The 14,953-nt window shown below is 55.3% G+C and carries 13 protein-coding genes; all 13 read left to right on the forward strand.

The window, feature by feature from the left end; genetic code table 11:
• The first annotated feature begins 135 nt into the window (after positions 1 to 135).
• The 13 genes from ihfB (at position 136) to F6X62_RS04985 (ending at position 14,561) form a co-directional block, all read left to right on the forward strand.
• A complete protein-coding gene (ihfB, locus tag F6X62_RS04925) occupies positions 136 to 441 on the forward strand; it encodes an integration host factor subunit beta (RefSeq protein ID WP_125931661.1) in 306 nt (101 codons plus the stop codon).
• 8 nt (positions 442 to 449) lie between these two features.
• Positions 450 to 671 carry a lipopolysaccharide assembly protein LapA domain-containing protein gene (locus F6X62_RS04930; RefSeq protein WP_153772859.1) on the forward strand — a complete coding sequence of 74 codons (222 nt, stop codon included), beginning with the start codon at positions 450 to 452 and terminating at the stop codon, positions 669 to 671.
• A gap of 345 nt (positions 672 to 1,016) precedes the next feature.
• A complete protein-coding gene (locus F6X62_RS04935; protein WP_153772860.1) occupies positions 1,017 to 2,498 on the forward strand; it encodes an O-antigen ligase family protein in 1,482 nt (493 codons plus the stop codon).
• Positions 2,499 to 2,609: 111 nt separating this feature from the next.
• Entirely contained in the window at positions 2,610 to 4,043 is a 1,434-nt protein-coding gene (locus F6X62_RS04940; protein ID WP_153772861.1) for a lipopolysaccharide biosynthesis protein, read from the forward strand.
• Between the two features lie 90 nt (positions 4,044 to 4,133).
• On the forward strand, positions 4,134 to 5,324 hold the full coding sequence (locus F6X62_RS04945) for a glycosyltransferase (RefSeq protein WP_153772862.1): 1,191 nt from the start codon (positions 4,134 to 4,136) through the stop codon (positions 5,322 to 5,324).
• The gene (locus tag F6X62_RS04950; RefSeq protein ID WP_065862133.1) at positions 5,321 to 6,361 is read left to right on the forward strand and encodes a polysaccharide biosynthesis protein; all 1,041 of its coding nucleotides are present in this window, start codon (positions 5,321 to 5,323) and stop codon (positions 6,359 to 6,361) included. The genes F6X62_RS04945 and F6X62_RS04950 overlap by 4 nt, the downstream gene beginning before the upstream one ends.
• 3 nt (positions 6,362 to 6,364) lie before the next feature.
• The gene (locus tag F6X62_RS04955) at positions 6,365 to 7,483 is read left to right on the forward strand and encodes an NAD-dependent epimerase/dehydratase family protein (RefSeq protein WP_153772863.1); all 1,119 of its coding nucleotides are present in this window, start codon (positions 6,365 to 6,367) and stop codon (positions 7,481 to 7,483) included.
• 24 nt (positions 7,484 to 7,507) lie between these two features.
• Complete coding sequence (gene wecB, locus F6X62_RS04960) at positions 7,508 to 8,638, forward strand: non-hydrolyzing UDP-N-acetylglucosamine 2-epimerase (protein WP_153772864.1); 1,131 nt, start codon at positions 7,508 to 7,510, stop codon at positions 8,636 to 8,638.
• A 12-nt stretch (positions 8,639 to 8,650) separates the two neighbouring features.
• Positions 8,651 to 9,901, forward strand: coding sequence for a glycosyltransferase family 4 protein (locus F6X62_RS04965; RefSeq protein WP_153772865.1), 1,251 nt, complete (start codon positions 8,651 to 8,653; stop codon positions 9,899 to 9,901).
• Positions 9,901 to 10,866: an SDR family oxidoreductase gene (locus F6X62_RS04970; RefSeq protein ID WP_153772866.1), complete on the forward strand. Its 966-nt coding sequence runs from the start codon at positions 9,901 to 9,903 to the stop codon at positions 10,864 to 10,866. The genes F6X62_RS04965 and F6X62_RS04970 overlap by 1 nt, the downstream gene beginning before the upstream one ends.
• Complete coding sequence (locus tag F6X62_RS04975; protein WP_153772867.1) at positions 10,863 to 11,873, forward strand: glycosyltransferase family 4 protein; 1,011 nt, start codon at positions 10,863 to 10,865, stop codon at positions 11,871 to 11,873. The genes F6X62_RS04970 and F6X62_RS04975 overlap by 4 nt, the downstream gene beginning before the upstream one ends.
• Positions 11,874 to 11,965: 92 nt before the next feature.
• Complete coding sequence (locus F6X62_RS04980; RefSeq protein WP_153772873.1) at positions 11,966 to 13,960, forward strand: nucleoside-diphosphate sugar epimerase/dehydratase; 1,995 nt, start codon at positions 11,966 to 11,968, stop codon at positions 13,958 to 13,960.
• Between the two features lie 265 nt (positions 13,961 to 14,225).
• Entirely contained in the window at positions 14,226 to 14,561 is a 336-nt protein-coding gene (locus F6X62_RS04985) for a ComEA family DNA-binding protein (protein WP_153772868.1), read from the forward strand.
• Positions 14,562 to 14,953 lie beyond the last annotated feature (392 nt).

The raw sequence follows: 14,953 nt of genomic DNA on the forward strand, positions 1-14,953 counted from the left end.
GTTGGCCTAGGGTTAGTGTCATATGCAGATCTTGAATTTTTTTATCAAGTCAAGATGCACCCTGTTCAAATCCCTCCAAGCGTGCTACAAACTGCTTAAGCAATGATCTAGCTGCTTGATAACGAAGGGAAAAATATGACGAAGTCGGAGCTGATCGAACGTATTGTCACCCATCAGGGGTTGCTCTCGTCCAAGGATGTAGAGTTGGCCATCAAGACCATGCTTGAACAGATGTCCCAATGCCTGGCGACCGGGGATCGCATCGAGATCCGTGGCTTTGGCAGTTTTTCTCTGCATTATCGTGCGCCTCGGGTTGGGCGTAACCCTAAGACCGGGCAGTCGGTGAGTCTTGAAGGCAAGTATGTGCCGCATTTCAAGCCGGGGAAGGAGTTGCGGGATCGGGTCAATGAAGACGAAGCTCACGATTCCATCCAGCCGTGAGGAATAGCATGCGTCGTTTAAACCGCCTTGCCGTAGTGATCTTTTTGAGCTTCTTGTTAGTAGTTACTGTCCTGTTTGTGCTGGAGAATCAGCAGACTGTTTCGCTTGCGATGTTTGGCTGGTCGCTTCCTGATGTGCCGGTAGCACTGCCCGTGCTTGCTGCGTTTGTTCTCGGTCTCGCCTTGGGGCCTCTGCTGGGTGGCATTGCCAGGGTGTCACGCAAGCGTTGATGAGCTGCGCGTCTCTGCGCAGCCAGCGTCTCTCATGCTCTGCGGCTCTTGGATGCTCTCAGGAGCGACAAGTATTTTCCAGTCACGCGAGTGGCGGCCTAGAAAAAAGCGTTCACGAAGATTAAGATGCTCCCCTTGTCTTGGGCGGGCGCGACTTGGCTTTGAAGGTGATCAGGTCAGCACGCTTCCCCCACTTGAGTTTTTTGCTAGCGCTGCAATACGGTTGGATTTGTTGATGTCGTCTTTCAGGGGCTATGGGGGCTGAAGGGCGTCGATGCATGTTCAATATTGGCTTTGCCAGGCGATAAACATGGCTTTGGTTTGTCAGCTTCTTGGGTGGATGAAATGCAGTATGCAGTAAACGTCAGGCGGGTCAGTGATGTATGGGTAGTACTGATTGCTGCGGCTCTCTCTACGCCTATCATTTTATTTTCATTATTGAACTACGACATCAATCCAGTATTTCTGCTTGCGCCGTTAGTGGCGTTGGCGTTTTTTGATGGCCTTGGGAAGATGTCCATCCTCTACGTTACCTCGTTGGTTCTCGGTATCGTATCTATTCTGGTTGTCAATCACCTGAAACCAGATGGTGAGTTGGTCCGACACTTCTTTTCATTAGTGCTGATCATGTTTGCACCGTCTTTTTGGTTCTTGGGGCGCTCCCTATCCCGCCGCGTTGGTTTGGAAACCATCGTCTATTGGCTGGCGGTGTTTTCCTCGATCTTTGTTGTCGTGGTAACGGGACGTATCATCGCTCTGAATGAGCAGGTCAGGATTTACATTGGTGATCCAGGCCTAGAACTGGCTTACATGAATGCCAAGTTTCTCGGCTTGCCTGTGTTCGCTGCGTTTGGCGTATTGAGCCTGGCACATTTGATTTGTTTGCAGTTCCTGGTCGTGTGCGGTGTCTACCTGGCCCGGTCGGGGGGGCGAGTGTTCTCAATCGGTATGCCCTTGGCGTTGTTCAGTGGTGCGTTCCTGATCGCGGGCAGTGACTCGAGAAGTGCCCAGGCCTTGCTGCTTTGGATCGCTGCAACGTTGCTGGTAGGCGCGTGGCGCGTTCCCCGGATCAGGCGCAAGACCTTGGTTGTCGTTGTGCTCACGTTACTCGCTTTCCTGGTGCTATATGTCAGAGGCATGTCTGAGTTCCGGATGTTCACCACTGTCCAGACCATGTCGCAGGAGCAGCCGGTGGCAACGGGTGATGTCGCAGAGCGGATCGAGAGATTGGCTGAGGAGCTGAACAGCGTCGCACCGCTTGCAGATATTTCCAACGATAGAGAAGAGGCCTCGACGGAGGGTCTTGCTTCGGATGAAGAGATGCGTAGCGAAGTTCAGCAGCGGGAACAGAGCGTGCAAATCTTGAAAAAAGCTGATCAATTTTCGACCGGTCGTTTGGAGTTGGCAATCGAGAGCGTCACTGAGGTCTCCAAAAGCCCCGTGGTCGGAAATGGCTTTAGTGGTTATGGGCGACTCAGGGATGATGCCACGCCTTTGAAAGGCAGCATATCGGAAAATAGCTCAACGCATATCTACTATCTGACGCTGCTCTGGAAGGGCGGTTTACTTTTCTTCATACCGTTCATGATCATGTTGATGATGGCGTTTCATCGTCTGTGGCGCTTGCGATTGAGCCAGCCGCGTTCGGTAGAGAGAATCTATGCCGTCTCTGCAGTATTAATGGCATTTGGTCCAATGGCGCTGGCCTGGGACATTCTTATCGTGCCCAGCGCCGGGGTCCTCGCTTTCTTCCTGCTTGGCACGCTAGGGACGGTGCAGCGTCCAGTGGTCGAGCCAGGTTTCGGGGTCGCGGGTGCAGGTGGCTGACAGGGTAGAACGATGTGGTCGATCTGCGTTCGCAAGGAGGCGAGCTGCTGTGGGCGGTGCTGTCTCAAGTGGGGCGGGAATGCAAGGCGTGTCGCGCAAAGGGTTCCAGGTATGAGTGGTAATAATGGCTTTTTGGGAAAGTTCGCACTGTATATACCTGTGAAGTTGCTTCCGGCAGCCCTTACAATATTTTTTATATTCTTCCTCTACAAGAACCTGTCAGGTGAAGACTATGTGAAATACTCTGTTGGCTTGGCGTGTGCCGCCATTGCTGCACAAATTGGGTCGATGTGGGTCGGTAACGCGTTCATTTACCATTTTGCTTCGGTGAGTAATAAGTTTTCTTTTCTGAAACATAGCGTGTTTCTGGTTTCGACACTGGGGCCTCTCACTGCCCTTGCTGCCGCGGGTGCTGCGATTGTGCTCGTGGGCGGGGGTGATGCATTTTTGAGTGTGTGGGTGTTGTGCTTGTGCCAAGCTTACTTCTTTTTTCTGTCGGCGGTTTGCCAGGCAGGATTTCTGGTCAAGCATCAGTTAGTGGCGGTTGCCCTTCAAGCACTCATTCAAGTGGGGGTCATCGTTTCCCTCCAGCGCGGCGGGGGGTTGACCTATTCAGCGGCAATGCTGGCGCTTGCTCTGGGTTACGCCTCGGCGGCATGCGTGATGCTTTATTTCGCCGTCAATCGTTTTCGAGTGTTTTCCCGCGGCATCGCCCCGTCAAAAATACGAGGAGATATCAAGGCAGTCTTCAGCTATGGCGTGGCCTTGGTGCCTTGGACGCTAGGCATGCTCATGATGGCTGCATCCGACCGTTTCGTCATCGGATATCTCGGGCTGGAAAATGGCGATTCCTACCTGTCCATGAAAGACCTGTTCGTCGGTGCTGGCGGGCTCTTGAGTATGCCTTTGCTGATGTTGGTCCACCCTTTGATCATGAAAAGGTTCAAGGAGGGTCGATTCGACGCATCGCTGGTAGAGGGGTCTCTTGGGTTCTTGATCATCGCATTTTCCTTGCTGTGGTGCGGGATCTGGCAAGTCGGCTTTGAATTGTTCGAGCGCGCAGTCGGAAAATCAGTAGTTGCACCAACCGGTACGTTGTTGCTGGCGTTTGTCGGCGTGTTTCTCAATTGTGCTGCGGTGTATGTGCAAAAGCGTCTGGAGGTGCACAGGAAGATGCGTCGGCTCGCGATGCTTTCGCTCGGCTGCGCGCTGGTGGGTGCTGTGCTGGCGTATGGCGGTGCTTTGTGGTTCGGATTGGTTGGTGTCGCATTGGGTGGCATGCTCGGCCAGGCGTTGTATTTCGTTGTTGTCACGACATCGATCAAGAGTAAAGCCACGGTGCTCAAGGCGGTCATCCGGCCTTTGCTGGTTGCTTGTGTTTCGCTTGTGTTGGGATGGGGGCTGCACCAGATATTGTCGTTGCTTCTGGGGGGGGAGCCTTGGTGGGTGGTCAGTGCAGGATGGATACTGATCTTCTCGGCGGTCTCCTTATTGTCTTTTTGGAAGGGTGTTGCCTGGCAGGGTTTTTTGCGGTCGCGTTTCTAAGCAATTCATTTCGATGCCGACAGGGGTGGACTCACCGCATTGGAGGTAGGGATATGTCAATGAGGTTTTTGAGTGTGCGCTGGGGGTGGTATGCATGATCTGACATTGCTGGGTTTCTGTGTCGATGACGACTATTTTCTCAAGTACTCCAAGGGCGATGCGATGCCGCAGGTGGCCGCTCATAAGCTGGAGTCTCGGTTTCTTGAGGCGATATCCGGTGTCGGGGTGGAAGTGGTTGCGCTGTCCACAATGGCGTCATCCGCCTATCCAAGAAATCCTCATGTTTTCATGCCTGCTGCACGTACCAGGCAGTCGGGAGTCGTCAGGCGGGTAATGCCGTTGATCAACCTTCCCGGCTTGAAGCTTATTGTTCGTTTCGTGATGGCTTTGTGTGGATTATTGTCATCCGGCAAGCCTCGCATAGGGGTGTGCGTGTATGCCGCACATACCCCCAACCTCTTGGCGGCCTGGATTTTTTCAAGGCTTCGTCGAGTGCCGTATTACGTGTATGTGCCAGACTTGCCTGCTTACATGGACGTGATGCTCAAGCGCTCGCGCTTCGTGCGGCTCATGAAGCAGATGGACGCTTCGATTCTTGGTTTTCTGGTCCGAGGCGCCGCAGGGTTGTTTGTGATAAGTCGTCCAATGGTAGACGACTGCCCGCAGTGGTCAAACGTGCCGTTCATGGTGCTGGAGGGCATAGCCGATACTGCTGAGCCACCGATCCAGGATCAAGTGATCGAGAAGAAAAGAGTGTTCTACGCCGGTGGTGTAAATCGGTCTTACGGGATCGAAGAGCTGGTGGAGGGATTTCTCCAGTCGGGTATTGATTATGAACTCCACATCTGTGGTGGTGGGGACCTTGTCGAATACCTCAAGTCGGTCAGTGCAGCAAACCCTTCTGTAAAATACTGGGGGGTGGTCAGCCCGGCCGAGGTGGCAAAAATGCAGGCATTTGCATCCGTCTTGCCAATTACGCGGGACCCGGCGCAAACATTTACTCGTTATTCGTTTCCATCAAAGTTGATCGAGTATATGTGTGCGGAAGTTCCTGTGTTGACCACGCGCTTGAAAGGTATTCCAGACGAGTATTATCAGTATCTCAATATTATCCCGGAGTTTTCCGTGGAGGGCGTGGCTTCGGCGCTCAAAGAGTTTGCATCGGCGGACCCGGAGCAATTGTCACAAAAGGCTAATCGTGGTAGGGTTTGGCTACTTGAAACGCGGTCTAGTCAAGCCGTTGGGAATCAGATTTTGAAATTTATGGAGAAATTTAAGTGAGTTTTTTCACGGGTAAAACACTGCTGATTACCGGGGGCACTGGTTCGTTTGGCAATGCCGTATTGAAGCGGTTCCTGGATAGCGATATTGCAGAAATTCGCATTTTCAGTCGCGATGAGAAAAAACAGGACGACATGCGTAAGCGCTATGCCAGTCCTAAGTTGAAGTTTTATATTGGCGACGTGCGTGATTATCAGGGTATTCTCAATGCCACCCGTGGCGTGGATTATATTTATCATGCGGCGGCATTGAAACAGGTTCCGTCCTGTGAGTTCCATCCACTGGAGGCGGTCAAGACTAACGTGCTGGGCACTGAAAACGTTCTTGAGGCTGCGATTCAGAACGGAGTCAAGCGTGTTGTCTGCCTGAGCACCGACAAGGCCGTTTACCCGATCAACGCCATGGGCATCTCCAAGGCAATGATGGAAAAGGTGATGGTCGCCAAGTCGCGAAACGTCGACGAGACCAAAACGGTTATCTGTGGTACCCGCTACGGCAACGTCATGGCCTCGCGAGGGTCGGTGATCCCTCTGTTCATCGAGCAGATCCGCGCAGGCAAGCCATTGACACTGACCGACCCGAACATGACGCGTTTCATGATGACGCTTTCTGACGCGGTCGATCTGGTGTTGTATGCATTCGAGCATGGCAACAATGGCGACCTGTTCGTCCAGAAGGCGCCCGCTGCTACGGTGGAAGTCCTCGCCAAGGCCCTCACTGCCCTGGTGAACAAGCCAGATCATCCTATTCAAGTGATCGGCACCCGTCACGGTGAAAAACTCTACGAAGCGCTGTTGAGCCGTGAGGAAATGGCTTGCGCAGAAGACATGGGCGACTATTTCCGTGTGCCGCCGGATCTACGCGATTTGAACTATGCCAAGTTTGTCGAAGAGGGTGAGACTAAAATCTCCCGTACCGAAGACTACAACTCGCATAACACCGAACGTCTCGATGTCGAGGGTATGCAGAAGCTGCTGCTCAAGTTGGACTTCATGCGTGCCATTCAACGCGGCGAACTGGCTGCGCCCGAGGACTGATCCATGCGTGTTTTGATTACTGGGGCGAATGGCTTTGTCGGTCAGAACCTGCTGGTGCATCTGGCTGAACGCAGTGATCTCGAAGTGGATCGCTTCACCCGAGCCGATGCGCCTGAATCGCTCAAAGGCAAGGTAGCGAACGCTGACTTCGTGTTCCACCTGGCCGGCGTCAATCGACCACAGGACCCTGCTGAGTTCAATACCGGGAATGCGGACCTTACCCGTCTTCTGTGTGATGCGATCATCGCCAGTGGGCGCAAGGTTCCGGTTCTTTACACTTCCTCGACCCAGGCTGAACTCGATAACGCCTACGGCAAGAGCAAGCGTGATGCCGAGGATGCGCTCAGGTCGCTTGCCAATGACGAGGGCGTGCCTGTCCAGATCTTCCGCTTGCCTAACGTGTTCGGTAAGTGGGCGCGTCCGAATTATAATTCGGCCGTCGCCACGTTCTGCCATAACATCGTCCGTGATTTGCCGATCACCATCAACGACCCAGAAGCCAGGATCAATCTGGTTTACGTCGACGATGTGGTGCGTCGCTTCATCGAAGTGATGGACGCAAAGGGCAGCGGTGCTGTTTTCGGAGAAGTCGAGCCCCAGTATCAAATCACGGTTGGCAAGTTGGCGGAACAGTTGCGGGCTTTCCGCGACAGTCGTCAGACCATGGTCACCGAGCCGGTAGGTACGGGGCTGGTGCGTGCACTGTACTCGACCTATCTGAGTTATGTTCCTGCCGAAAAGTTTACCTACGAGGTTCCCAAGTATGGCGATCCTCGGGGTGTTTTCGTTGAAATGCTCAAAACCAAGGATTCAGGGCAGTTCTCCTACTTCACGGCGCATCCGGGAATCACGCGTGGCGGGCATTATCACCACTCTAAGACGGAAAAGTTCCTGGTCATCAAAGGGCGTGCCTGCTTCCGCTTCCGTCACGTGATATCGGGCTCGTTTTACGAGCTTTTCACCACTGGCGAAAAGCCTGAGATCGTCGAAACCGTTCCCGGATGGACCCATGACATTACCAATGTCGGCGACGAAGAAATGATCGTCATGCTGTGGGCCAACGAGATCTTTGATCGCGAGCTTCCTGACACTTACGCGCGCCCTGTGGGTACACAAGCCTGAATTCTTGTTTAGGGTATAAAGAATATGAAAAAGTTGAAAATAGTCACTGTCGTTGGTACGCGTCCGGAAATCATCCGCTTGGCTCGCGTCATGTCAGCGCTGGATCGCCACTGCGATCACGTGCTTGTTCACACAGGGCAGAACTACGATTATGAATTGAACGAGATCTTTTTCAATGATCTCGGTATTCGTAAGCCGGATCACTTTCTCAATGCGGCTGGTGCAACAGGTGCCGAGACGATCGGTAACGTGATTATCGCGGTGGATCGTGTATTGGCCGAAGTCCAGCCTGAAGCGCTGTTGGTGCTGGGTGATACCAACAGTTGCATGGCAGTGTTGCCAGCCAAGCGCCGTAAGATCCCGACGTTCCACATGGAAGCGGGTAACCGGTGTTTCGACATGCGTGTGCCTGAAGAGATCAACCGCCGGATTGTTGATCACACTGCCGACATCAATCTGACTTACAGCACCATTGCCCGCGACTATCTGTTGCAGGAAGGCCTGCCTGCGGATCGCGTGATCAAGACCGGCAGCCCGATGTTCGAGGTTATCAATCACTATCTTCCGGCGATCGAAAAGTCCGATGTGCTTGATCGCCTGGGTCTGGAGTTCGGGAAGTTCTTCGTGGTCAGCGCGCACCGCGAAGAAAACATTGACTCCGAAAAGAACTTCATGAAGTTGGTTGCGGTGCTCAACACCGTCGCCGAGCAATACGACTTGCCGGTGATCGTGTCGACCCACCCACGCACCCAAAAACGCGTGGATGCCCTGGGTGTCACGTTCCACCCCAACGTACGTCTGCTCAAGCCACTGGGCTTCACCGACTACAACAAGCTGCAACTGACCGCCAAGGCTGTGCTCTCGGACAGCGGCACGATCAATGAAGAGTCGTCGATCCTCAACTTCCCGGCACTCAACATCCGTGAAGCGCACGAGCGTCCGGAGGGCATGGAAGAAGCGGCCGCGATGATGGTCGGCTTGGAAGTCGAGCGAGTGCTGCAGGCACTGGCGATCCTGGAGGAGCAATCCCGTGGTGCCGATCGCAGCCTGCGCCTGGTTGCCGATTACAGTATGCCGAACGTCTCGGACAAGGTCGTGCGCATCGTCCACAGCTACACGGATTATGTGAATCGCACAGTCTGGAAAAGATACTGATTCGTGGCCTGCATGTCAGAGAAACCATTAAAAGTACTGGTGGTCACGCAGTATTTCTGGCCGGAAAACATGCGGATCAATGATATGGTCCGCGATTTGGTCGAGAAGGGCCACGACGTGACCGTTTTGACAGGCCTTCCCAATTATCCTGAAGGCGTGGTCTTCGAGGCTTATCGGAAGGATCCCGCGCGTTTCAGTAACTATCATGGCGCGCAGGTCGTTCGAGTGCCCATGCGAGCGCGTGGTAAAGGCAGCCTCGGCTTGATACTCAACTATGCGGCGTTTTTTACCAGTGCCTCGACAATCGGAGCCTACAAACTGCGTGGTCGGGCATTCGACGCGCTATTTGTGTACGCCGTATCTCCGATCATGTCAGCCATACCGGCGATCGTGATTGGTCGGCTCAAGCGTGCCCCGGTATTCGTCTGGGTGCTCGATCTTTGGCCTGAAACGCTTCGGGCTGTGGGCGTGATCAAGCATACGGGTCTCCTGTCATTGGTCGGCCGCATGGTGTCCTGGATCTACAATCGGACTGATTACCTGTTGCTGCAATCCCATGGTTTCTTTGACAACGTCAGACACTACTGCACCAGGCCAATCGATCCGGATCGCCTCGTGTATTTTCCCAGCTGGGCCGAAGATGACTTTTCCGTCGAAGCCCCGCCGACTCGGCTGATCGAAGCGGATCCGACGGTGTTTACCGTTGCGTTCGCCGGCAACCTGGGTGAATCCCAGGACTTCCCCTCGATCCTCGAGGCCGCGCAATTGTTGCGCGACAAAGTTGCGGTGCGCTGGGTCATCGCCGGTGACGGCCGGATGGGTGAGTGGCTGGCCGATCAGGTGCGAGAGCGTGGGCTCGATAATGTCCATCTGCTGGGACGTCATCCACTCGAGGAAATGCCCGGCCTGTTTGCGTGTTCGGATGCCCTATTGGTGTCGTTGAAAACCAACGATGTCTTCGAGAAAACAATTCCCGGGAAGGTTCAGGCGTACCTGGCCTCTGGCCGTCCGCTGCTGGGCATGATCAACGGAGAGGCGGCCCGCGTCATCCGTGAGTCCGGTGCCGGACTAGCCTGTGATTCGAGCGATGGTAAAGGTCTCGCGCGAATTGTCACCGAGCTCGCCGGGTCGTCGGTCGAACGACGTACCGAGATGGGCAACGCCGGGCGTGACTATTACCTCACGCACTATTCCAAGGCCAGACTCATGGAGCGTCTGGTTTCTCTTTTCCGTACCGCGACTCAGCGCAAGGCGGCCAAGTGATGTCGAACAGGATTCTGTTGACCGGTGCAACCGGTTTTGTGGGCAAGGCAGTGCTGGAAAAGCTGCGCCAACTAGGCCACTCGGTGGTCATCGCAGTACGTCAGCCTGAAGTCGAGCAGACGGCTGCGACCGAGGTGTTCCACTGCGCCCAACTTGATGGTGACGCGGACTGGAGCCCGGCACTGGGTGATGTCGGCACTGTCATTCACTGCGCTGCTCGCGTTCATGTGATGAACGATACCGAACCAGACCCACTCGCGGCTTTTCGGCGTATCAACGTCGACGGCACCGTCAACCTGGCCAGGCAGGCTGCTGCGGCCGGGGTACGACGCTTTGTATTCGTAAGCTCGATCAAGGTCAACGGCGAGGGCACGGTCAAGGGGCGCCCGTACAAGCCTGACGATGTTCCTGCGCCGGTGGATCCGTACGGGGTGTCCAAGCGAGAAGCAGAAGACGCACTGCTACGTCTTGCCCAGGAGACCGGACTGGAAGTCGTGATCATCCGGCCGGTGCTGGTATATGGGCCGGGCGTGAAGGCCAACTTCCAGGCCATGATGCGTTGGCTCGACAAAGGCGTCCCGCTGCCTTTCGGTGCCATCGACAACCGGCGGAGCCTGGTGGCGCTGGACAATCTGGTCGACCTGATCATCACCTGCATGGATCATCCTGGGGCGGCCAACCAGACCTTCCTGGTCAGCGATGGCGAAGATCTCTCCACCACCGGTTTGTTGCGACGCATGGCTGCGGCTCTTGGACGTCCAGCCCGGCTCCTGCCAGTGCCTTCGATGCTGTTGGAGCTGGCAGCGACCCTGCTGGGCAAGCGTGCATTGTCCCAACGTCTTTGCGGGTCGCTGCAGGTTGATATCGAGAAAACCCGTTCGTTGCTGGGCTGGACTCCCCCGGTGAGCGTAGACGACGCGTTGCGCCAAGCTGCGCGTGACTTTCAGGAAGATACAAGAAAATGAATCAAGCGTGGTTGCTTCCGCTGGTGTTGGTGCTGTCGTTTTCGTTGACGGCGGTGTTGCGCCGGTATGCACTGGCCAAGAGCATCATCGACGTTCCCAATGCGCGCAGTTCCCATGCGGTTCCCACGCCACGTGGCGGCGGTGTGGCCATCGTGGTGGCGTTTCTGCTGTCGTTGGTCGCTATAGCATTTGGCCAACTGGCCGACTATCCGATGCTCGTGGCATTGGGCGGCGCAGGCGCTGCCATCGCCGTTATCGGTTTCATGGACGACCATGGGCATATCGCGGCGCGCTGGCGCCTCCTGGGACATTTCGCCGCCGCAGCCTGGGCGCTGTTCTGGCTTGGCGGATTCCCCGTAGTGCGAGTATTGGGCCTGGATATTGACCTTGGGTGGATTGGGGCTGTACTCGGGGCGTTCTATCTGGTCTGGTTGCTGAACCTCTACAACTTCATGGACGGTATCGACGGCATTGCCAGCGTCGAAGCGCTCTGTGCCTGCCTGGGCGCTTGCCTGGTGTATTGGGTGGGCGGCTTCGAGCAATTGATGATCCTGCCCTTGCTGCTCAGCGCTGCAGTGCTGGGTTTCCTTTGCTGGAATTTTCCACCTGCGCGGATCTTCATGGGGGACGCTGGCAGTGGCTTCCTGGGTATTGCATTGGGTGTACTTTCGCTGCAGGCCGCCTGGAAGGACCCATCGCTGTTCTGGTGCTGGCTTGTCCTGCTCGGTGTGTTCATCGTCGATGCCACGTTCACCCTGATTCGCCGCCTGGCAAGGGGGGACAAGGTCTATGAGGCTCATCGCAGTCACGCCTATCAATTTGCCTCCCGGCAATATGGGCGCCATCTGCCGGTCACGCTTGCTGTCGGTGCAATCAATCTGTTCTGGTTGTTACCCATTGCCTTGTGCGTCATGCTGCTGAAACTCGAGGGTGCATTGGCGCTCGTTATCGCCTATGTACCGCTGGTCGTGCTCGCGGTGCGTTACCGCGCTGGCGATCTCGAATAATAGAGAGTTATAAAGACCTGCTGCACGTGCGGCAGGTCTTGGTCATTCAAGACAGGCTTCGTAGGGGAGCGGTAAAGGTGTTCGAAGGGGTTATGGATAGATTGCGGACCTTTCTGTTGGGATTGCCTCGCCGTTATAAGCGCCTCCTTCAGGTCGCTACCGATATAGTGCTGGTGTGGGTAGCCTTGTGGATGGCATTTGTCGTGCGCCTGGGTATCGATGAATTGGCCAATCCCGTCAAGGATCACCCTTGGCTCTTTGCTGCTGCGCCCTTCGTGGCGATTCCATTGTTCATCCGTTTCGGCTTGTACCGGGCGGTCATGCGTTACTTCGGTAATGACGCCCTGATCACCATCATCAAAGCGGTCAGCCTGTCTTCTCTGATTCTGGGCGTGATCGTCTATTGGTACAGCAATCACGAGAATGTCGTGCCACGCTCCATCATCTTCAACTACTGGTGGCTGAGCCTGATCATGATCGGCGGGTTGCGTCTGGCCATGCGGCAGTACTTCCTGGGTGACTGGTTCGCAGCGGTGCAGCATGTACCGTTCACCAATCGCGACGATGGTTTGACCAAAGTCGCGATCTATGGTGCCGGTTCGGCGGGTAACCAATTGGTTGCCGCGCTGCGCTTGGGCAAGGTGATGAGGCCTGTGGCGTTCATTGATGATGACAACAGCATTGCCGACCGAGTGATTTCCGGGGTGCAGGTGTTCAAACCCAAGCATCTTCAGCGCATGATCGACCGGACCGGTGCGCAGGAAATCCTCCTGGCGATCCCATCGGCAACCCGGGCCCGACGCCGTGAGATTCTTGGCCTGTTGGAAGGGTATCCGCTGCACGTGCGCAGTATCCCGGGCTTCATGGATCTGGCCAGCGGCAGGGTCAAGGTCGATGACATCCAGGAGGTCGACATCGCCGACCTGCTGGGGCGTGACGCCGTGCCGGCGCAACGCGATCTGCTGTCGCGCTGTATCGCTGGCCAGGTGGTCATGGTGACAGGCGCGGGCGGCTCTATCGGATCGGAGTTGTGTCGCCAGATTCTCGGCCTGGGACCGAAAGTGCTGCTGCTTTTCGAACACAGCGAGTTCAATCTGTACAGCGTTCTTTCCGAGCTCGAGAAGCGCGTCGAGCGTGAATCACTTTCGGTCAAGCTGCTGCCGATACTGGGATCAGTGCGCAACCAGCGCAAACTCATAGATATCATGCGCGCCTGGCGAGTGGACACTGTCTACCATGCGGCGGCCTACAAGCACGTGCCTATGGTCGAACACAATATCGCCGAAGGCGTGTTGAACAACGTGATGGGGACCTTGTATACCGCGCAGGCAGCGCTCCAGGCGGGTATCTCGAACTTTGTGCTGATCTCGACCGACAAGGCGGTACGACCAACCAATGTCATGGGGAGCACCAAGCGTCTGGCCGAAATGACGCTGCAGGCGCTGAGCCGAGAGTTGGCACCGATCCTGTTTGGCGAAACGGGCAACATCGCGCAGGTTAACAAGACGCGATTCACCATGGTGCGCTTCGGAAATGTCCTGGGTTCTTCTGGCTCGGTTATTCCATTGTTCCACAAGCAGATCCAGGCAGGCGGGCCGCTGACGGTCACCCACCCCAATATCACGCGATACTTCATGACCATTCCCGAGGCTGCGCAGTTGGTCATCCAGGCGGGTTCGATGGGCCAAGGGGGCGATGTATTCGTGCTCGACATGGGTGAGCCGGTGAAAATCGTCGAGTTGGCTGAAAAGATGATTCATCTGTCCGGGCTCAGTATCCGTTCGGAGCACAATCCCCACGGAGACATCGCCATAGAGTTTTCGGGCCTGCGGCCTGGGGAGAAACTCTACGAAGAATTGCTGATCGGCGACAATGTCGAGGCGACCCCCCACCCGATGATCATGAGCGCCCATGAAGACTACCTTCCATGGGACGTGCTCAAGGAGCGTCTGGAGGCCCTGCTGAAGGCTGTCGAAAACGACGATTACGCACGGGTACGCCAATTGCTCAGAGAGACGGTGAGTGGCTACGCTCCCGATGGCGAAATAGTCGACCTGATACATCAGCAACGTCGTCTGGAGCCCTGATGTATGCACAGGACTCATGGATGACACGGTCAGTGTTTAACGTGAGTCCTTTGGGTTTCTTTAATGTCAGGGTGTAGTTGCAAGTTGTTATTTTGACGAGTTCGTGTAGGAATTGTCTGAATATATTGAATGTTTTATTTTATTGTTTCGCGCAAGTAACTATTTTCCTGGATCGTTTGCTTTACGGCATACCGGTCCGCGGGTAATGTCACCTCGGTAGTGAGGAAATACTGCCGAAGATAAAACCCACAAGGAGATGTACATCATGCGCAATAATGTCCTGTCTTATCTCTTCCTTCCTCTGTTTGCCTGCCTATCGGTGCCCGCTCACGCCGTGACGCAAACGGTAGAGCACATGCCGCGTCCAGCAATGGCTACTGGCACCGTCGTTCAGGAGTCACCGGTCAGGATCGACCTGAACAAGGCTGATGTACAGACCCTGGAGGCCGGATTGAGTGGTATTGGCAAAGCCAAGGCCGAGGCCATCGTCGCTTATCGAGAGGCCAATGGGCCTTTTACGTCCGTTGATGAATTGCTGGAAATCAAGGGGATCGGCAACGCACTGTTGGAGCGCAATCGAGAGAAGTTGAAGGTGGAGTAAGCCATCATGAAAAGCCGGCTGGCATTGCGCTGGTCGGCTCTGGCAGCTTGGGCTGGTTATTTGTCTGTAAGCGTTCAGCCGACAAGCCCGCTCAATTGATCGACAAGCGCATCGCCAGCCCCAGCCGGGTGGGATAGCTGGGGTTCACGGATTGATTACAAAACGCCTTAGCGCATCACCTTGTCGCCAGTCTCGACCAAAAGTCAGCAGCAGTGTTTCTGGCATGGGTGGAGTTTTTCGAACTTCGGGTAAAGCCTAGGCGCAGTATGAAAAGCCTTGATACTCGGTGATGCTGCGTTCAAAACAGCCTGGTGCGCCAGCCCGGTCGGAATGCTCATTTACAACCCGTAAAGTCGAGCGCGACTCCGACCGTTCCTCGGCTGTTTTCGCCT

It is taken from the genome of Pseudomonas sp. MNR3A, assembly GCF_009650575.1.
In the GTDB taxonomy this organism is placed as follows: Bacteria; Pseudomonadota; Gammaproteobacteria; order Pseudomonadales; family Pseudomonadaceae; genus Aquipseudomonas; species Aquipseudomonas machongensis.